Annotated in this window: 17 protein-coding genes; 1 reads left to right on the top strand and 16 read right to left on the bottom strand. The window is 75.4% G+C overall.

Annotation, left to right across the window (positions count from 1 at the left end):
* Positions 1–4: 4 nt before the first annotated feature.
* From M8C11_RS02360 to M8C11_RS02295, 14 genes are all read right to left on the bottom strand, one after another.
* The gene (locus tag M8C11_RS02360) at positions 5–403 is read right to left on the bottom strand and encodes a 6-carboxytetrahydropterin synthase (protein ID WP_252448132.1); all 399 of its coding nucleotides are present in this window, start codon (positions 401–403) and stop codon (positions 5–7) included.
* Positions 404–405: 2 nt separating this feature from the next.
* Positions 406–1,425 carry a zinc-binding alcohol dehydrogenase gene (locus tag M8C11_RS02355; RefSeq protein ID WP_374666807.1) on the bottom strand — a complete coding sequence of 340 codons (1,020 nt, stop codon included), beginning with the start codon at positions 1,423–1,425 and terminating at the stop codon, positions 406–408.
* A 49-nt stretch (positions 1,426–1,474) separates the two neighbouring features.
* Positions 1,475–1,747: a hypothetical protein gene (locus tag M8C11_RS02350; protein WP_252448129.1), complete on the bottom strand. Its 273-nt coding sequence runs from the start codon at positions 1,745–1,747 to the stop codon at positions 1,475–1,477.
* Positions 1,748–1,842: 95 nt separating this feature from the next.
* The gene (locus M8C11_RS02345; protein ID WP_252448127.1) at positions 1,843–2,895 is read right to left on the bottom strand and encodes an ABC transporter ATP-binding protein; all 1,053 of its coding nucleotides are present in this window, start codon (positions 2,893–2,895) and stop codon (positions 1,843–1,845) included.
* Positions 2,892–3,689: an ABC transporter permease gene (locus M8C11_RS02340; RefSeq protein ID WP_252448126.1), complete on the bottom strand. Its 798-nt coding sequence runs from the start codon at positions 3,687–3,689 to the stop codon at positions 2,892–2,894. The genes M8C11_RS02345 and M8C11_RS02340 overlap by 4 nt, the downstream gene beginning before the upstream one ends.
* Complete coding sequence (modA, locus tag M8C11_RS02335; protein WP_252448124.1) at positions 3,686–4,468, bottom strand: molybdate ABC transporter substrate-binding protein; 783 nt, start codon at positions 4,466–4,468, stop codon at positions 3,686–3,688. Before modA ends, M8C11_RS02340 begins: the two co-directional genes overlap by 4 nt.
* Entirely contained in the window at positions 4,465–4,866 is a 402-nt protein-coding gene (locus M8C11_RS02330; RefSeq protein WP_252448123.1) for a MerR family DNA-binding transcriptional regulator, read from the bottom strand. The genes modA and M8C11_RS02330 overlap by 4 nt, the downstream gene beginning before the upstream one ends.
* Positions 4,867–4,960: 94 nt before the next feature.
* On the bottom strand, positions 4,961–7,111 hold the full coding sequence (locus tag M8C11_RS02325; RefSeq protein WP_252448121.1) for a heavy metal translocating P-type ATPase: 2,151 nt from the start codon (positions 7,109–7,111) through the stop codon (positions 4,961–4,963).
* 74 nt (positions 7,112–7,185) lie between these two features.
* The gene (locus M8C11_RS02320; protein ID WP_184686367.1) at positions 7,186–7,659 is read right to left on the bottom strand and encodes a macro domain-containing protein; all 474 of its coding nucleotides are present in this window, start codon (positions 7,657–7,659) and stop codon (positions 7,186–7,188) included.
* 30 nt (positions 7,660–7,689) lie between these two features.
* Positions 7,690–8,073 carry a DUF1622 domain-containing protein gene (locus M8C11_RS02315; RefSeq protein ID WP_120569521.1) on the bottom strand — a complete coding sequence of 128 codons (384 nt, stop codon included), beginning with the start codon at positions 8,071–8,073 and terminating at the stop codon, positions 7,690–7,692.
* A gap of 90 nt (positions 8,074–8,163) precedes the next feature.
* Positions 8,164–8,829 carry a TcmI family type II polyketide cyclase gene (locus M8C11_RS02310; RefSeq protein WP_252448120.1) on the bottom strand — a complete coding sequence of 222 codons (666 nt, stop codon included), beginning with the start codon at positions 8,827–8,829 and terminating at the stop codon, positions 8,164–8,166.
* Between the two features lie 52 nt (positions 8,830–8,881).
* Positions 8,882–10,108, bottom strand: a complete 1,227-nt coding sequence (locus M8C11_RS02305) for a cytochrome P450 (RefSeq protein ID WP_252448118.1) — start codon at positions 10,106–10,108, stop codon at positions 8,882–8,884.
* Complete coding sequence (locus M8C11_RS02300; protein ID WP_120569519.1) at positions 10,105–10,425, bottom strand: putative quinol monooxygenase; 321 nt, start codon at positions 10,423–10,425, stop codon at positions 10,105–10,107. The genes M8C11_RS02305 and M8C11_RS02300 overlap by 4 nt, the downstream gene beginning before the upstream one ends.
* The gene (locus M8C11_RS02295; protein WP_252448117.1) at positions 10,422–12,701 is read right to left on the bottom strand and encodes an FAD-dependent oxidoreductase; all 2,280 of its coding nucleotides are present in this window, start codon (positions 12,699–12,701) and stop codon (positions 10,422–10,424) included. The genes M8C11_RS02300 and M8C11_RS02295 overlap by 4 nt, the downstream gene beginning before the upstream one ends.
* A 182-nt stretch (positions 12,702–12,883) precedes the next feature.
* On the opposite strand from M8C11_RS02295, the gene M8C11_RS02290 reads away from it, so the two are divergent.
* Entirely contained in the window at positions 12,884–13,642 is a 759-nt protein-coding gene (locus M8C11_RS02290; RefSeq protein WP_252448115.1) for a trans-aconitate 2-methyltransferase, read from the top strand.
* Positions 13,643–13,744: 102 nt separating this feature from the next.
* On the opposite strand, the gene M8C11_RS02285 is transcribed toward M8C11_RS02290, so the two are convergent.
* Positions 13,745–16,459 carry a LuxR family transcriptional regulator gene (locus M8C11_RS02285; protein ID WP_252448113.1) on the bottom strand — a complete coding sequence of 905 codons (2,715 nt, stop codon included), beginning with the start codon at positions 16,457–16,459 and terminating at the stop codon, positions 13,745–13,747.
* 95 nt (positions 16,460–16,554) lie between these two features.
* Positions 16,555–17,442, bottom strand: coding sequence for an alpha/beta hydrolase (locus M8C11_RS02280; protein ID WP_252448112.1), 888 nt, complete (start codon positions 17,440–17,442; stop codon positions 16,555–16,557).
* Positions 17,443–17,516 lie beyond the last annotated feature (74 nt).

The raw sequence follows: 17,516 nt of genomic DNA, 5'->3' as shown, positions 1-17,516 counted from the left end.
CCGGTCAGAGCGACCGCTCGTAGCTCGCCCACGCGATGTGCGACTCGTGCAGCGTGACGGTGATGCCGGCCAGGCCTCGCGCGCCCTCCCCCAGCCGGCCGCCGTGCACCGCGTCGGCGAGCCGGTCGGCGATCGTCCGGGCGAGCACCTCGGTGGTGGTGTTCACCCCGGCGAAGGCGGGCTCGTCGTCGAGGTTGCGGTAGTTCAGCTCGGCGAGCACGGCCTTGAGCTGCTCGGTGGCCAGCCCGATGTCGACCACGATCCCGTCGTCGTCCAGCTCGGCGCGGCGGAACGTGGCGTCGACGACGAACGTCGCCCCGTGCAGCCGCTGGGCCGGGCCGAAGACCTCGCCGCGGAAGCTGTGGGCGACCATCATGTGGTCCCGGACGGTCACGCTGAACACGATCACTCCTCGCCGTAGGTGATGAGATGACACAGCGCCGGCAGCTCGCCAGAGGCGAGCCGGTCCAGCACGTCGGGCAGGTCGTCGAAGCGGGACCGGCCGGTGAGCAGCGCGTCGAACGCCGGGTCGGCCAGCAGGTCCAGGGCCAGCGCGAGCCGGTCGGCGTAGCTGCGGCCGGCCCGCCGGGGCGACACGGTGCCGACCTGGCTGCTGCGGATGCCCAGCCGTCGGGAGTGGAACGCGCCGCCCAGCGCCAGCGTGACCGGCCGGTCGCCGTACCAGCTCAGCTCCAGCACCGTGCCCTCGGGGCGCAGCAGCTCCAGGCCGCGCTGCAGCCCGTCGGCGGTGGCACTGGCGTGCACCACGAGGTCGCGCTCGCCGGTCGCGTCGGCGGGCGTGGCGAAGCCGGCGCCGAGCGCGGCGGCCACCTCGGCGCGGGCCGGGTCGGCGTCGACGAGTTCGACCCGGACGCCGGGGAAACGGGCCAGCAGCGCGGTGACCGCGCAGCCCACCATCCCGCCGCCGATCACCGTGACCCGGTCGCCGACCAGCGGCGCGGCGTCCCAGAGGGCGTTCACCGCGGTCTCCACGGTGCCGGCCAGCACCGCACGCTGCGCCGGCACACCGTCCGGCACGACGGTCACGGCGTCGGCCGGGACCACGTACGCGCTCTGGTGCGGGTAGAGGCAGAAGACGGTACGGCCGAGCAGCCGCTCGTCGCCCGCCTCGACGGTGCCGACGCTCAGGTAGCCGTACTTGACCGGGGCCGGGAAGTCGCCCTCCTGGAACGGCGCCCGCATCGCGTCGTGCTGGTCGGCCGGGACGCGGCCGGTGAACACGAGCGTCTCGGTGCCGCGGCTGACGCCGGAGAAGCGCGTGCGCACCAGCACCTCACCGGGGCCGGGCGCGGCGAGCCGGACCGGCCGGATCTCGCCCTGGCCGGGGGCGCGGAGCCAGAACGCGTGGGCGTCGACCGTCACGAACTCTCCTCTTCCCCGCATTCCGACCGAGTTGTCGATCATAAACACGGAAGCGGGGCGTCCACGGTTCGAACCGCCCGCGACCCGATGCTCAGGCGGCGCGCCGGCGCTGCTCCGTACGCCAGGTCTCGGGCTCGGCCCGGTCGGCGTGCCGGTCCCCGGCCAGTTCCATGGCCCGGTGGGCGGCGGTCAGCGCGTCACACGGCGCTACCTGGCCGTCACACAGCAGGCTCTCGCACCGGCCGGACCCGTCGGGCCGGTGGGCGACTGCAACGTCGTACGCGGCCCGCCAGAGCAACGGGTCGGTGACTCCCCGTGGCAGGTCGGCGTCCAGACTGGACCTGTTGCGGATCGTGTCGGGCACCGTGTCCCCCTTTGCGTCGTCGCTACCGTCCCAGTGACCGGTTGAGCGCAGATCAAACCTCTCACCTGCGCACATGTCGCGACCAGCGGTGTTTGTCACGCCGGATAGGCGCGCGTCTCGGCTGCCTTGACCGCGGCCCAGACCGGCCGGCCGGGGATCAGTCCGAGATGGGCCGCGGCGGCGGGCGTGACGTCGGCGGCGACCTCGACCGGCCCGGCCAGTTGCACGCGCAGGTTGTCGCCGTGGCGTTGCACGCCGGTGACGGTGGCGGCCCAGACGTTGCGCGGGCTGCCCTCGGGCCGGGACGGGTGCAGCGCGACGGCGGCCGGCGGGTACGCCACGAACGCCTCACCGTGGACGGTGTCGGCGGTGGTGAGCGTCAGCTCACCGACGGTGACGGTGTGCCCGTCGGCGTGACCGTGGTGCAGGTTGAGGCCGACCAGCCGGGCCACGTAGTCGGTGCGAGGCCGGGCCGTGACGGTGGCGGCGTCGCCCTCCTGCACCACCCGGCCCTGCTCCACGATGACCAGTCGGTCGGCGAGCACCAGGGCGTCGAGGGGGTCGTGGGTGACGAGCAGCGTCGCGCCGGAGTGCGCGCCGAGGTGGCGCTGGAGTTCGGCGCGGGTGTCCAGCCGGGTCCGGGCGTCGAGCGCGGCGAGCGGCTCGTCGAGCAGCAGCAGCGCCGGGTCGACGGCGAGCGCGCGGGCCAGCGCGACCCGCTGCGCCTGCCCGCCGGAGAGCTGCCGGGGCCGGCGCCGGGCCTGGTCGCCGAGGCCGACGCGGTCCAGCCACTCCTGGGCCCGGGCGCGGGCGGCGCGCTTGTCGGCGCCCCGTCGGCGCGGCCCGAACGCCACGTTGTCCAGCGCGCTGAGGTGCGGGAACAGCAGGTAGTCCTGGAACACCACGCCGACCGGCCGCCGCTCCGGCGGCGTCCACACCCGGCGGTCGGGCCGGTCCAGGTCGGCGCCGTCGAGCGTGAGGTGCCCGGCGGTGAGGGGGTGCAGTCCGGCGAGCACCCGCAGCGCTGTGGTCTTGCCGGCGCCGTTGGGGCCGAGCAGCGCCACCACCTCGCCGGCGGCGATGCGCAGCCGCACGTCGAGGGTGAACCCGTCCCGCTCTGCGACCAGATGCGCGTCCAGCACACTCATGTCGTCCCGACCCATTTGTCGCGCAACGCGGCGAGGATGACCACGGAGACGGTGAGCAGGATCAGGCTGAGCACGATCGCGGCCTGCAGGTCGGTCTCCAGCGCCAGGTAGACCGCCAGCGGCATGGTCTGGGTGCGGCCGGGATAGTTGCCGGCGAACGTGATGGTGGCGCCGAACTCGCCGAGCGCGCGCGCCCAGCAGAGCACCGCGCCGGCCGCCACGCCCGGGGCGACGAGCGGCAGCGTGACCCGGGTGAAGGTGGTGAACCGCCCGGCGCCGAGCGTGGCGGCTGCCTCCTCGTACCGGGGGTCGGCGCCGCGGAGCGCGCCCTCGACGGCGATGACCAGGAACGGCATGGCCACGAACGCCTCGGCCAGCACCACCCCGGCGGTGGTGAACGGCAGCGTCACGCCGAACGTCTCGTCCAGCCACGACCCGATCAGCCCGCGCCGGCCGAAGACCAGCAGCAGCGCCACGCCGCCGACCACCGGCGGCAGTACCAGCGGCACCGTGACCAGCGCCCGGACCAGCCGCCGCCCGGGGAACTCCACCCGGGCCAGCAGCCACGCCAGGGGTACGCCGAGCGCCACGCAGAGCAGGGTGGCGACGGTGGCGGTCTCCAGCGACAGCCGAAGCGCGGTGAGCACACCCGGTTCGGTCAGCCGCCGGGGCAGCGTGGTCCAGGGTGCCCGGATGAGCAGACCGGCGAGCGGCAGGACGAGGAAGGCGAGTCCGAGCCCGGCGGGCACGAGCAGGGCGATCGGCACCCGCTGCCGGCGTACGGTGCGGCTCATGCGCCCGGCGGCGCCTGGAACCCGGCGGCGGTGAGCACGGCGAGCCCGGCGTCGGAGCGGACGAAGTCGACGAAGTCACGGGCGCCGGCCGGGTTGCCGGCGGCGCGAAGCACCACGATCGGATAGTCGTTGACGGCGCGCGCCGACTCGGGGAACTCGACCGCGTCGAGCCCGGGAGCGGCGCGTACGTCGGTGCGGTAGACCAGCGCGGCGTCGACCTCGCCGAGGCGCAGCTTGGCCAGCGCGCCCTTGACGTCCTGTTCGAGCGTGGCGGGCGTGAGCCGCACACCCGCCGCGTCGAGCGCGGTGCGCGCGGCGGCGCCGCAGGGCACCTGCTCCGCGCAGAGCGCCACCTTGACGCCGGGGCGGGCCAGGTCGGCCAGCCCGCCGACCCGCGCCGGGTTGCCAGAGGGTACGGCGACGACGAGCTGGTTGCGGACCAGCACGGCCGGTTCGCCGGCGGCGTCACCGGCGTCGGTGACCGTCTTCATGGTGGCCGGGGAGGCGGCGGCGAACACGTCGGCCGGCGCACCCTGGGTGATCTGGGTGGCGAGCCCGGAACTGCCGCCGAAGTTGAACGCGACGGTGCGGCCCGGGTGCGCGGCCTCGTACTCCTTGCCGAGCCGGGTGAACGACTCGGTGAGCGAGGCGGCGGCGAACACGGTCACCGGGCCCGCGCCGTCGGGCCCGGCCGGTTCGTCGGCGCCGCCGCAGCCGGTCAGGCCGAGTGCCGCCACCAGCGCGGCGGCGAGCGCGGCGCGGCTCCACCGTACGGTCACGGGCTGGTCCTTCCCCTGGGGGTGGAGGCGCGCTCGACCACGACGGTGGTCGACTTGATCACCGCGACGGCGACGGAGCCGACCTGGAGGTCGAGGTCGTCGACGGCCTCGCGGCTCATCAGCGACACCACCCGGAACGGCCCGGCCTGGATGTCGACCTGGGCCATCACGGCGTCCTTGACGACGGCGGTGACGATGCCGCGCAGCCGGTTGCGGGCCGAGGACAGCTCGGGGTGGCCGGGGGCGCGGACGAACGCGGCCACGTCGGCGCCGTCGAGCACCCGGTGGCCGTGCTCGTCGCGGGTGGCCGGCAGCTTGCCGGCGTCGATCCAGCGGCGGACCGTGTCCGCGCTGACCCCGAGCAGCTCGGCCGCCTCGCCGATCCGGAACACCGTCACGCGCTCACCCTAGCGGGACGCAGGTGCGGGCCGGAAGGGGCATTGTCGCTCGCAACCGCAAGCCACCGGGCGGTCGCCGGGCCGGAACTGCGGCTCAGTCGGCCGGGGCGATCCGGACCCGGCGCAGCAGTTGGGCGTTGAGCGCGACCACGATCGTGGAGGCGGACATCAGCACCGCGCCCAGCGCCGGGCTGAGCGCGACGCCCGCCCACGCGAGGACCCCGGCGGCGAGCGGGATCGCGACCACGTTGTAGCCGGCCGCCCAGGCCAGGTTCTGCCGCATCTTCCGGTACGACGCGCGGGACAGCCGGATCACGCCGCCGACACCGCGCGGGTCGGAGCCGGCGAGCACCACCCCGGCGGACTCGATCGCCACGTCGGTGCCGGCGCCGATGGCCAGCCCGACGTCGGCGCGAGCCAGCGCCGGCGCGTCGTTCACGCCGTCGCCGACCATCGCCACCGTCAGTCCCCGATCGCGCAGCTCGGCCACCGCCTTGTCCTTGTCGGCCGGGAGCACCTCGGCGAAGACCTCGTCGACGCCGGGCCGGAACCCGAGGTCGGCGGCCACCGCCTCGGCCACCGGGCGCGCGTCGCCGGTGATCATCACGATCTTGCGTACGCCGAGGTCGCGCAGCTCCGCCACGGCGGCCCGCGCCTCCGGGCGCACCTGGTCCTCCATCCCGAACGCGGCGGTCACCTCGGGCCGGCCGCCCTCGGGCAGGCGGACCAGATGCAGCACCGCGGCGCCCCGGCCCGACCACTCCTGCGCGGCCCGGGCCAGGTCGTCCGGCACCGGGGCGTCGAGTTCGCGCAGCAGCGCCGGCCCGCCGACCGCCCAGTCGACGCCGTCCACCGTGGCGCGCACGCCCCGGCCGGTCAGCGCGCGAAAGCCGTGCGCCGCCGGACGCGTCGTCCCCGCTTCCCGGCTGCTCCGGCCCGCCTCCCGCGCGTCCGGATGCCGGTCGGGCTCGGCCGGACCCGCCGCGCGCGCGTCGGCGGCGGCGACCAGCGCCCGGGCCAGCGGGTGCTCGCTGTCGGCCTCCACCGCGCCGGCCAGGGCCAGGGCGGCGTTCTCGTCCAGCCCGCCGGTGGTGGCCACGCCGGTGACCGTGTGCCGGCCGGTGGTGAGCGTGCCGGTCTTGTCGAACAGGACGGTGTCGACGGTGCGCATCCGCTCCAGCGCCAGCCGGTCCTTGACCAGGATGCCGGCGCGGGCCGACAGCGCGGTCGACAGCGCCACCACCAGCGGGATCGCCAGGCCGAGGGCGTGCGGGCAGGCGATCACCAGCACCGTCACGGTGCGTACCACCGCCTGGTCGGGGTCGCCGAGCAGCGCCCAGACCGCGAACGTGGCCAGGCCGGCGAACGCCGCCAGGTAGAACAGCAGCGCGGCGAACCGGTCGGCGAGCACCTGCGCGCGCCCGCCGGAGGCCTGCGCCTGCGCCACGAGCCGCCCGATGCCGGCCAGCGCGGTGTCCGCGCCGACCGCCTCGACGCGTACCCGCAGGGTGGAGTCGGTGGCGACGGTGCCGGCGACCACCCGGTCCCCGGCAGCGCGGGCCACCGGCCGCGACTCCCCCGTGATCATCGACTCGTCCAGCTCGGCGGCGCCCTCGACGATCCGGCCGTCGGCCGGCACCCGCCCGCCGGGGCGCACCAGCACCAGGTCGCCCACCCGCAGCTCGCCGACCGGCACCGGATGCGGCCGCCCGGCGTCGTCCAGGCGCTCGGCGTCGTCGGGCAGCAGCGCTGCGAGCGCACCGAGCGCGCCGCGCGCCTGCCCGACCGCCCGCATCTCCTGCCAGTGGCCGAGCAGCATGATGGTGACCAGCGCGGCCAGCTCCCACCAGAAGTCCAGATCGAACAGGCCGATGCTGGTGGCGGCCGAGGCGAGGTACGCGACCACGATCGCCATCGAGATCAGCAGCATCATCCCGGGGGTACGTTCGCGCAGCTCACGCAGGCCGCCGGTGAGGAACGGCCAGCCGCCGTAGAGGAAGACCACGGTGCCGAGCACCGGGCCGACCCAGCGCACGCCCGGGAAGTCCAGCGTGTAGCCGAACCAGTCCATCACCATGTGGCTGGTGGCGACGATCGGCACGGTGAGCGCCAGGCTCAGCCAGAACCGGCGGCGGAACTGCTCCGGGTCGTGCCCGGCGTGCGCGCCGTGGCCGCCGCCATGACCGCCGCCGTGGCCGCCGTGGCCGCCGTGGTGGCCGGTGTCGTGACCGGATCCGTGCTCCATCGCACCACCATACCCCCTGGGGGTACCGGCCGGCATCGGCTCGGTGAAGTGGCGAGGGCGACAGGCGGAGGTCACTACCGGTCGTAGACGGTCACCGGGATGCCGCGCTCGGACAACGCGCGCCGGATCAACGGCTCGATCCGCTGCCACGAGCCGCCGGCCAGCCCGCAGCCGATGCGCGGCATGTGCACCGACGCGCCCAGCTCCTCGGCGCGGTCGGCCACGGCTGCGAGGCAGCGTTCCACCGCGTCGTACCGGATCGGCGGCCCGGCGCTGCCCCGGCGCATCCCGCGCTGGCCCACCATGTTGGCCACCCACAGGTCCGGAGCGACCCGGACCAGCCGGACGGCGCCCAGCCCGAAGTCGTTGCCGGCCCGGTGCCGGTGCCACTCCCGGTAGTCGCGTTCCGGCTCGGGCCACCGCCGCGAGACGGCGAGGACGAAGCCCTTTCCCCAGCCGCCCAGATCGTTGCAGACGTGCGCGACGATCTTGGGGCCCTTCGCCTGCGGGCTCGTCGCGTCACCGCGCACGATCCGGAACTCCGCCATGCCCGGCATGCTGCCGCAGGGGTACGACGCTCAGCGCTGGGGGCGGGCGCCGACGCTCGGCCGCTCGGCGGGAGTCCGGCTCTGCCAGGGCCAGCGGCCGTCCAGCTCCACCTCCAGCGAGAAGCTGAGGAACGTACGGACCAGCACGATCAGCGCCAGCACGCCGACGCTGGTGAACGTGGGCGACACCGCGACGGTCCGGATGATGTCGCCGCCGACCAGGAACTCCAGGCCGAGCAGGATGGCCCGGCCGACACCCTGCCGGTACGCCCGGTAGTGCGCGACCACCTGACGGGTCCGGGCGCAGCGCACCGCGAACACCGCCGTGGCGACCGCGACGCCGACCGCGATGACGAGCACCCCGGCCAGGTCCAGCAGCGTCCCGACGTGCTGGACGATCTCCTTCGTCGACACCGGCACCCCCACACCAGCCTGGCGTACGGCCGGTCGCGGGGGCGGCGTTTCCGCGCCCCCGCCACCCGGTGGGCGGGGGCGCGGATCGGGTCAGTCCTGGGCCTGCCAGCGGTAGAAGACGCCGGCGACGGAGTCCTGCGGACCCTGCCACCGGTCCGGCCGGTACGGTTCGATGTACGGGCCCAGGTCCTGCATCACCTTGCCGAAGGCGGGCTTGTCGCCGTGCTGGTCGCGGGTGGCCTCGGCCGCCGACGACTCCTGTTCGAGCAGGTGCACGTAGACGTCGTCGATCGAGTAGAGCCAGCGCCCGGTCACGCCGAGGTCGGTCGGGAGCGACCCGGCGTCGGACTCGGCGAAGACCCGGGCCACGTCCGGTTCGGCGCCGGGCTTGATCCGGCCGACGATCACGGTGAGCGTGGTGTCGGCGGGCGGCTCGCCCTCGGGCGCCCAGTGGTAGAACTCCTTGGCCACCGAGTCCGACGGGTTCTTCCAGTAGCGCGGGTACGGCGTCACGTACGGGCCGATCTCCTCGGCGATCTTCTGGAAGGCGGGCAGGCCACGGGTCTGCCCGGAGATCCGCGGGTCCTGCTCCCGCTCGATCACGTGGATGTAGAGGTCGTGGTGCGACAGCAGGTACCGGCCGATGACGCCCAGGTCCTGCGGCCGGGTGGCCTGGTCGTAGTGGCCGAACACGCCGCCGACGATCTGCTCGCTGCCGGGGACCATGTGACAGACGATCACGTTGCGGAAGACCATGACTGCTCCTTGATGGTTGCGACGGGGGCGGCGGCGCGCGGCGGCGGCGCCGTCAGGCGGTGAAGGTGACCGGCAGTTCCAGCAGGCCGCGGAACGGCGAGGCGGCGGGGAGCCGGCGCACCTGCGCGAGCGGTACGCCGAGACGCAGTCCGGGCAGCCGCCGCAGCAACGCGCCGAGCGCGAGTTCGGCCTCCATCCGGGCCAGCGAGACGCCCAGGCAGTAGTGGACGCCGTGACCGAACCCGAGGTGCGGGCCCCGGACCCGGCGCAGGTCCAGCCGGTCCGGGTCGGCGAAGTGGGCCGGGTCGTGGTTCGCCGCGTTGATCGCCACCCCGACGATCGCGCCGCGCGGGATGCGTACACCCTGGTAGTCGACGTCCTCGGTGGCGATGCGCGGGCTGGCCACGGGCAGCGGCCCGTCGAAGCGCAACAGCTCCTCGATGGCGGCGGGCAGCAGGCGGGGCGTGGCGCGCAGCAGTTCCATCTGCTCGGGGTGGGTGAGCAGCGCCAGCACGGCGTTGCCGAGGAAGTCGGCGGTGGTCTGGTGCCCGGCGAACAGCAGCAGGAACGTGGTGGTGACCAGTTCCGCCTCGGACAGCGTCCCGTCCTCGTCGACGGCCTTGATCAGCGCGGCGATGATGTCGTCGGCCGGGTCGTCGCGCTTGGCGCGGACCAGCCCGGTCAGGTACTGGTGCAGCCGGAGCTGGGCCTCCTGCACCGCCGCCCGCTCCTGCGCCGGGGGCCGGCTGGTGGAGCCGGAGGTGCGGATGACCTGGGTCCAGTCGAGCACCCGGCCGTGGTCGGCCGGCGGCACGCCGAGCAGTTCGCAGATGACCGTCATCGGCAGCGGGATGGCGAAGTCGTGCATCAGGTCCGCCTCGCCGTGCGGCGCCATCTTGTCGATGAGCTGGTCGACGATCGACGCCACCCGGGGGCGCAACGCCTCGATCCGCCGGGGCGCGAACGCCTGCGACACGACCCGGCGCAGCCGGGTGTGCTCCGGCGGATCGGAGTTGAGCATGTTGCGGTTCAGGCCCTCGGAGTTCGGGCCGAAGATCTTCAGGTAGTGCTGCTCCGGGCCGTACAGGTCCTTGGACAGGCGCGGGTCGGTCAGCGCGGTGCGCGCGTCGTCGAAGCGGGTGATCAGCCAGGAGTCGAAGCGCGGCGAGCCGACCGGGCAGACCGGCCGCTCGGCGCGCAGCCGGGCCAGCGTGGGGTACGGATCGGCCGCGAACGCGTCGGTGTAGAGCTCGCTCGCCGGCACCACGTCGTCGGTCATCGCCCCTCCCCCGGCTCGCCGGCCACGCTGTGCAGTACCTGGTAGGTGTGCCGGTCGGCGGACTCGCGCAGCTCGCGGATGATGCTCAGCAGCCGGTCCCGGTGCGTGCTGCGGCCGAACGCGTCGAGCCGTTCGCGGTCGGCCCAGTCGCTGATGATCAGGTAGCTGCGCGGGTCGTCGGCGTCGCGGACCAGGTCCTGGTGCAGGCAGCCGTCCAGCGTGCGGATCTGTTCGGCCGCGGTGAGCCACTCCGCCTCGAAGCGCTCCTCGCAGCCCTCCCGGGTCCGCATCGACAGCACGGTCCGGACCCGGCTCACCTCGCGCTCCCGAAGACCAGGTGCAGGTGCTTGCGCAGCGCGTCCGGGTCGACCGGCGCACCCCGGAACCCGACGTGCCCGTCCGGCCGGATCAGGTACAGGCCGGTGCCGTCCAGCCCGTACGAGGTGCGGAAGCGCCGCTCGGCGTCGCGCACCACCGGTGGGTCGAGCAGTCGCGGTTCGTCGGCGTCCGGGTCGAGCAGCAGGTACGCCTCGATCTCCCCGCCGGCCAGCCTTCGCACGTCGGCGCACAGCCCGGCGAACGCGGCAAGCTCCCCCGCGCCGGCCGTGCGGTCGGCGTAGAGCAGCAGCGTGTGCCGGGTGCCCCGGGTCAGGTCGCGCAGCCGCAGCGGGTGGCCGACGCCGCGCCGGCGCAGCCCGTCGACGTCGGGCGCGATGTCGCCGGGGCGGGGCGCCTCACCGAGCGCGGCCGGGTCGGCGACCGTCTCCCCGACCAGTGGGCTGCCCGCGTAGCTGAGCAGCATGGACATCTCCTGTAGGAACTGGCGTTCCAGGTCGGCGCGGTCCACCTCCTCGGTGCCGGCCATCCGGACCGCCCGGCCGACGATCTCCTCGCCCTCCGGGCGCCGCTCGGTCTCGTAGCTGTCCAGCAGGCCGGGCGCGGCCAGCCCGCGTACCGCCAGGGCGAGCTTCCAGGCCAGGTTCCAGGTGTCCTGGATGCCGGTGTTCATGCCCTGCCCGCCGGCGGGCGGGTGCAGGTGGGCGGCGTCCCCGGCGACGAACACGCGGCCGTCGCGGTAGCGGTCGACGATGCCGTGGCTGATCCGGAACACCGACGACCAGCGCAGGTTGCTCGCCCGGGTGCCCGGTGGCGCGAGGCGGTCCAGCGCGGCCTGCACGTCGGAGATGGTCGGTTCGTCGAGTTCCTCGCTGAACCCGGGCGGGGCGTCGCGCCCGCCGGTCTGGGCGAAGAACCGGGGTGGCGCGAGCGTGGCGATGCGGTAGCGGTGCTCGCCGCGCAGCGGTACGCAGACGAGCATCCCGTCCATCTGCCCGTCGGTCATGTGCAGGAACCGCAGCAGGTGCCCGTCCGGCATGTCCCAGTTCACGTCGACGTCCACCAGCATGAACAGCTGCGGGAACCGGCCCAGCCCGCCGGTGAACGTGAGACCCAGCCGCTCCCGTACCCGGCTGTGCGCGCCGTCGGCACCGACCAGGTACGCCGCGCGTACCGTCTCGGTGCCGCCGTCGGCGGTGCGGACGGTGGCGGTCACGCCCTCGGCGTCCTGGGTGAAGTCGACGAGTTCGGCGCCGCGCTGCGGGCGCACCCCGAGCGTGGCCAGCCGGGCGGTGAGGATCCGCTCGGTCTCGTACTGCGGCAGGCCGAGGTGGGCGTACGGCAGGCCGGGCAGCTCCCAGCTCATCCGGTGGGTCTGCTCGCCGTTGACGAAGACCATGTTGCCGGTGAGCCAGATGCCGGCGTCCATGGCCTCCCGGACGACGCCCTGCTCCTCCCAGATCTCCATCGTGCGGCAGTGCACGCCGATCGCCTTGTCCGCGTGACCGGGCGGGGTGACCTGTTTGTCGATCACCAGGCAGTCGATGCCCCGCCGGGCCAGTTCGACGGCGGCGGTCAGCCCGGTGGGCCCCGCCCCGACGACGAGTACGTCTGTTGTCCTGTGCACGTCGGCCTCCCAGCCCGTGGTGGGGTGTCGGCGGTCGTCCGCGTCGGGCACGACGTGGAACAGCCGGCGCCGGATGTCGAGAAGGAACGGTGCGATCGGTCCGGCCTGCGCCGAGGCGTGGGCCGGGTCACCGATCCAGGCGAGGAACGGCGCGGCGCCGTCCCACTCGGCGAAGATGTGGTGGATGTCCGAGCCGGGTTCGCGCAGCAGCTGTTCGCGGCGGTAGCCGGGTATCGCGGCCATCCGCCGGACCACCTCGGGGTAGCCCCGGTGGAACTCGGCGAGCCGGTCGAGCGGCACGGTGAGCTCGACGTCCACGTAGACCGGGCCCGTTCCGTCCCCGGCCTCGCGCATCAGCGGGTACTCGGGGCCGTCCGCCGGCTCGGTCAGCGGCCGGAGCAGGCCGGCCAGGCGGGCCGCCACCGGCCCCCGCCGGTACGCGCGCAGCGCCGCCTCGTCGGCCCACTCGGTGACGACGACGAAGCCGCGCGGGTCGAGGGCGTCGCGCAGCAGCTCGTGCCGCAGGTTGCCGGGCAGCGCGCCGAGCTGCCCGGCGACCGTCTCGAAGGCCGGCCCGACCGCGGGCTCGCAGCCGGTGCGCGCGCGCAGCCGGAGCATCGTCCTGATCATGCAGCCCCCTCGAACGGTGCCGTCGTCGTGCCGCGACCCTGCCGCAGCGCGCGTCACCCGCTCGTCACCGTCGACCCGCCGCACGTCCGGTCCCGGTGACGCCGCCGGGACGCCCGCGCTTATTGCAAAAGTTTGGCAACAAGCCTCGACAGGGTCGCCTTCCGGTAACTATCGTGAGCGGCATGACTCCTTACGACTTGGATGTGCGCGCCTGGCAGGAGAGCTGGGACCGGCAGCAGGAGGCGTTCATGCCGGACCGGGAGCACCGCTTCGACACGATGCTCGACGCCGTCGAGGCGGTCACCGGCGACCGGCCGCCACGGGTGCTCGACCTGGCCGGCGGCACCGGCTCGATCAGCCTGCGGACGCTGGCCCGCCGGCCCGACGCCGAGGTGACGGTGCTCGACCTCGACCCGGTGCTGCTCACCCTCGCCGAGGCGGCGCTGGCCGGGCGGGCCGCCGTGGTGACCGCCGACCTCAACCGGACCGACTGGGCCGCCGCGCTCCCGCACCGGGACTACGACGCCGTGCTCACCGCCACCGCCCTGCACTGGGTGGACGGTCCGCGCCTGACCGAGCTCTACCGCGAGATCCGCGACGTGTTGCGCCCCGGCGGCGTGTTCGTCAACGCCGACCACATGCCCGACGACGCGATGCCGACGCTCACCGCACGGCTCGGCGAGCGCGCGCGGGCACGCCGGGACGCCCGGCACCGTGCCGGCGCGGCGCTGTCCTGGCCGGACTGGTGGGCGCAGGCGGCCGACGACCCGGTGCTCGGCCCGCTCGTGGAGAAGCGGCGGCAGATCTATCCGACCGGGCACAGCCCGGAGTGGAGCCCGCCCGCGGCATGGCACCTGGACGCGCTGCGCGCGGCCGGCTTCGCCGAGGCCGGCGTGCTCTGGCGCGGCGGCGGGGACGCCGCGGTGGCCGCGCTGCGCTGACGCCGAGCGGAACGCGGCGCGGCCACGCCGAACGCGGGCCGCACCACCGGGCCGGGCCGAGCACGGGCCGCACCGGGGCCCGCGTCCGGCGCGGCGCGGCGGTCAGGACAGCAGGCGGGCCAGTTCGGTACGCGAGCGCACACCGAGCCGGTGGAAGACGTTGCGCAGGTGGTGGTCGACGGTCCGGGTGGACAGGCACATCCGGGTGGCGATCTCCCGGTTGGTCGCCCCCTCCGCGACCAGCCGGGCGATGTGCAGCTGCTGCCCGGTCAGCAACTCCTCCGGACCGTGCCGCACCGGCCCGACCGACTCCCCCGCCGCGCGCAGCTCCTCCCCCGCCCGGTCGGCCCAGACGGTCGCGCCGAGCAGCGTGAACGCCTCCCGGGCCCGGTGCAGGTGCGCACGGGCGTCCCGGGGCCGGCGCCGGCGGCGCAGCTCGCGGCCGAACAGCAGCTCGGTGCGGGCGCGCTCGAACCGGTCGGTGTCGGCCGGGTGCAACCGCAGCGCCGCGTGGAACTCCCGTTCGGCCTCCGGGCCGCCGCGCGGCGCGAGCAGCGCCCGGCAGCGCGCGGCGAGCGCCCGCCGCGACGGGCTCGCCGTGCTGCTGGCCCAGTGGTCGAACACGGCCAGCGCGGCGGCCGGCCGCCCGCCGTCCTGGGCGGCGGCCTCCACCAGGTACGGCGTGGCCATCACCTGGACCAGCACCTGCCCTCGGCCGGTGCCGGTACGGGCCAGCGCGGACAGCCGGGCCACCGCGTCGGCGTACCGGCCGTCGATCAGGTCCAGCACGCCGAGCGCCCAGCGGGCGTACGCGTCCGGCCGGCTCCCCGGCGCGGCCCCGTCACCGATCTCGGCTATCCGGGCCAGCGCGGCGTCCCGGTCGGCGCGTACCGCGGCCAGCACGGCGAGGATGCCGAGGTGCACCTGGGCGCACACGTGCTGGCCGCCGGCGCGGGCGGCGCGTACGCCCTCGCGGGCGGTCTCCGCCGCGGCCTCGTGCCGGCCCAGCCAGTATTCGGCGACGGCCCGCAGCTCCAGCGCCCGGGGCAGCAGCGACAGCTCGCCGCGTGCGCGGGCCACCTCCACCGCCCGGCCGGCGAGCCGGTGCGCGGGACCGTCCACGGCGACCAGCAGGGCGGCCGCGGCGGCGCAGACGAGCGCGCCGGGGGTGAGCGCGGGCCCGGTCAGCCGGCCGCCGATGACGACGACCCGGCGCAGCGCCGGGCCGCCGCGCGCGTGGTCACCCCGCAGCGTCGCCCCGACGCCCGTGGCGAACGTGGCCAGCAGGTCGAGTTCGGGCGGGTCGCCGGGCCGTCGCAGCGCCTCGGCCCGGCGGGCCACCTCGGCGTACCGGTACTGGTCGCCGGTGACGCAGATGGCCTCGCCGGCCCGGACCAGCGCGAGCAGCGCGGCCCGCCGGTCGGCCGGCGCGATCGCGTCGGCGGCGGCCAGCAGCGTGGCGACCGCGGCGGCGGGCGCGTCGCAGCGCAGTTGCATGTCGCCGCGGAGCAGGTCGGCCCGGCTGCGCGCCGGCCCGGCGGTCAGGCGGCGCAGCAGACCTCGGGCCTGGTCCGGGTCGCCGGCGGTCCAGGCACATCGCGCGGCGGCGATGGTCAGCTCGGCGGCGCGGCCGGGGTCGGGGCTCAGTTCGGCGGCGCGGCGCAGCACGACCGCCGCGGCGGCGCGGTCCGGCACCTCGTCGACCGCCGCCGTCAGCTCGGCGGCGAGCACGTCGGACGGACAGTCGGCGGCGGTGGCGTGGCGCAGCGCCCGGCCCAGCGCGCCCTCGGCGAGCGTGCCGGCCAGCAGCAGGTGGGCCGCGCGCAGGTCGGCGAGCGGCGCGACGGCGGTGATCATCGTACGGGCGAGCGGGTGCGGGAACGTCACCCCGCCGGGCCCGGTGCGCAGCAGGCCGGCGGCCTCGGCGGGGGCGAGCGCCTCGACGGTCAGGCCGGCCGCCCACGCGGCGCGCACCAGCGTGCCCGGGTCGTCTCCGGGGTCGAGCGCGGCGAGCAGCACCATCCGCCGGGTCGGCACCGGCAGCCGGTCCAGGCGGGCCCGGTACGCGGCGGCGAGCGCGCCGTCCACCGGCGGCGCGTCGGGCAGCGGCGCCTCGCCCCGCCACTGGGCCGGGGTGAGCGTGCCGGCCAGGTCGGCGAGCGCGGCCGGGCTGCCTCGGCTGAGCGCGGCCAGTGCGGCGGCCACCGGCGCGGGTGGCCGCTCCCGCAGTCCGGCGAGCATCGCGTGGCACTCGTGGGCGTCCAGCGGACGCAGCCCGTGGGCCGGCACGCCGTCGACAGTGGCCGGGGCGGTCGCGGTCAGCAGCATCGCCACCGGCAGCCGGCGCAGCCGGCGCGCCACCACGGCGAGCGTCCAGGCGCTCTGCGGATCGCCGGTGTCGAGGTCGTCCACCGTGCACAGCAGTGGGCGGTCCGCCGCCACGGCGGCGAGCAGGGACCGCACCGCCGCGGCCAGGGCCAGCCGCTGCTCGGCCGGGCACCCGTCGCCGCCGATCGCGCGGCGCAGCAGCCGCCGCTGCCGCACCGGGAGGGCCGCGTCCGCGTCCAGCACCGGGTCGAGCAGTCGGTGCAGCCCGGCGTAGGGCAGTGTCGCCTCGTCGGCGAGGCCGGCGCCGGCGAGCACCGCGCGCTGCCCGGCCCACCTGCGGGCGTACGCCAGCAGGGCGCTGCGCCCGGAGCCGGGCGGCCCGTGGAACAGCAGCGCGCCGCCGTCGTCGCGGTCGAGGAGGCGGCGGATCGCGTCGCACTCGTCGTCCCGGCCCCACAAGGCTATATGCACTGTCGATGCAGAAACCATGCATCCAGTGTCACCTATGGGCAACCCGTCGGAAAAGAGGCGGACACGCTGTCGGGGTGGTCACCGCGCGGCGACCACCCCGACAGCGGTGGGGATCAGGAGCTGGGGCAGGTGTTGCGGTACTCCTGGATCGCCGACCCGCTCGGGCCCGGGCAGAGGAACTGCTCGTAGCGGGTGTCGTCGTCGACGAACCGCTTCAGCCAGGCCACCATCTGCTTCGCCGTCGGCGTGTTCGTCGTCTGCGGGAAGAAGTGGCTCGCGCCGTCCAGCTCCAGGTACGCCTTCTCCGACGACGCCGGGATGCTGTTGTAGAACGGGATCGAGTGGGTCGCCACCGGCGCCACGCTGTCGGTCTCGCCGCCGATGATGAGCGTCGGCACCCGCACCTCGGACCAGGTCTTGTCCAGGTTCCACGGCGCGAGCGGGACGGCGGCCTGCAACGACGGCCGGGCCGCCGCGGCCTCCAGGCTGCCGCCGCCACCCATCGAGTGCCCGGCCACGGCGAGCCGCGAGGAGTCGATCCGGCCGCGAACCGAGCTGCGCTCGGTCAGGTAGTCCAGCGCGGCCAGGAGCTGGCGGCCCCGGCTGTCCGGCTGGTCCAGCCGGGTGTTGGTCTCGATGCCGATCACCACGAAGCCGTGCGAGGCGATCCGCGGTCCGAGCCAGCTCAGGCTGGACCAGGAGGCGGTGTAGCCGGGCGAGATGGCGACCGCGCCGAAGGTGCCCTCGGCGGTGCTGGTCGGGTAGTAGATGACGCCGCCGCCGAAGCCGGTCACGCTCAACGAGGAGACGTTGATCGACGAGGTGGCGAACGGGCCGCGGCTGGCCTCCAGGATGGCGCTCGTGGGCGCCGGGCCGCGCTCGTAGGGGCTGGCCGCGCTCGCCGCGGCCGGGACGGCGAGGGCGCCGCCGGTGGCGAGCAGTGCCGCCACGGCGAGACGGGCGAGGGCACGGACGGGGGTACGGGAACGGGTGGTGGGCACGTCGGTCACTCCTTGCGCCGGAATTACATCGACATGCGTCAGCATCCGCGTCCGGGCCACCGGCGCGCATCGGT

It is taken from the genome of Micromonospora sp. CPM1, assembly GCF_023896895.1.
GTDB classification, from domain to species: Bacteria; Actinomycetota; Actinomycetes; order Mycobacteriales; family Micromonosporaceae; genus Micromonospora; species Micromonospora tulbaghiae.
This window is presented reverse-complemented; position numbering and strand designations above follow the sequence as displayed.

Bases quoted from the DNA above. Each gene is read 5' to 3' on its own strand.
- M8C11_RS02355 (WP_374666807.1), bottom strand. From the start codon at position 1,425: ATGATCGACAACTCGGTCGGAATGCGGGGAAGAGGAGAGTTCGTGACG.
- M8C11_RS02345 (WP_252448127.1), bottom strand. From the start codon at position 2,895: ATGAGTGTGCTGGACGCGCATCTGGTCGCAGAGCGGGACGGGTTCACC.
- M8C11_RS02340 (WP_252448126.1), bottom strand. From the start codon at position 3,689: ATGAGCCGCACCGTACGCCGGCAGCGGGTGCCGATCGCCCTGCTCGTG.
- M8C11_RS02325 (WP_252448121.1), bottom strand. From the start codon at position 7,111: ATGGAGCACGGATCCGGTCACGACACCGGCCACCACGGCGGCCACGGC.
- M8C11_RS02320 (WP_184686367.1), bottom strand. From the start codon at position 7,659: ATGGCGGAGTTCCGGATCGTGCGCGGTGACGCGACGAGCCCGCAGGCG.
- M8C11_RS02310 (WP_252448120.1), bottom strand. From the start codon at position 8,829: ATGGTCTTCCGCAACGTGATCGTCTGTCACATGGTCCCCGGCAGCGAG.
- M8C11_RS02305 (WP_252448118.1), bottom strand. From the start codon at position 10,108: ATGACCGACGACGTGGTGCCGGCGAGCGAGCTCTACACCGACGCGTTC.
- M8C11_RS02295 (WP_252448117.1), bottom strand. From the start codon at position 12,701: ATGATCAGGACGATGCTCCGGCTGCGCGCGCGCACCGGCTGCGAGCCC.
- M8C11_RS02290 (WP_252448115.1), top strand. From the start codon at position 12,884: ATGACTCCTTACGACTTGGATGTGCGCGCCTGGCAGGAGAGCTGGGAC.
- M8C11_RS02285 (WP_252448113.1), bottom strand. From the start codon at position 16,459: ATGGTTTCTGCATCGACAGTGCATATAGCCTTGTGGGGCCGGGACGAC.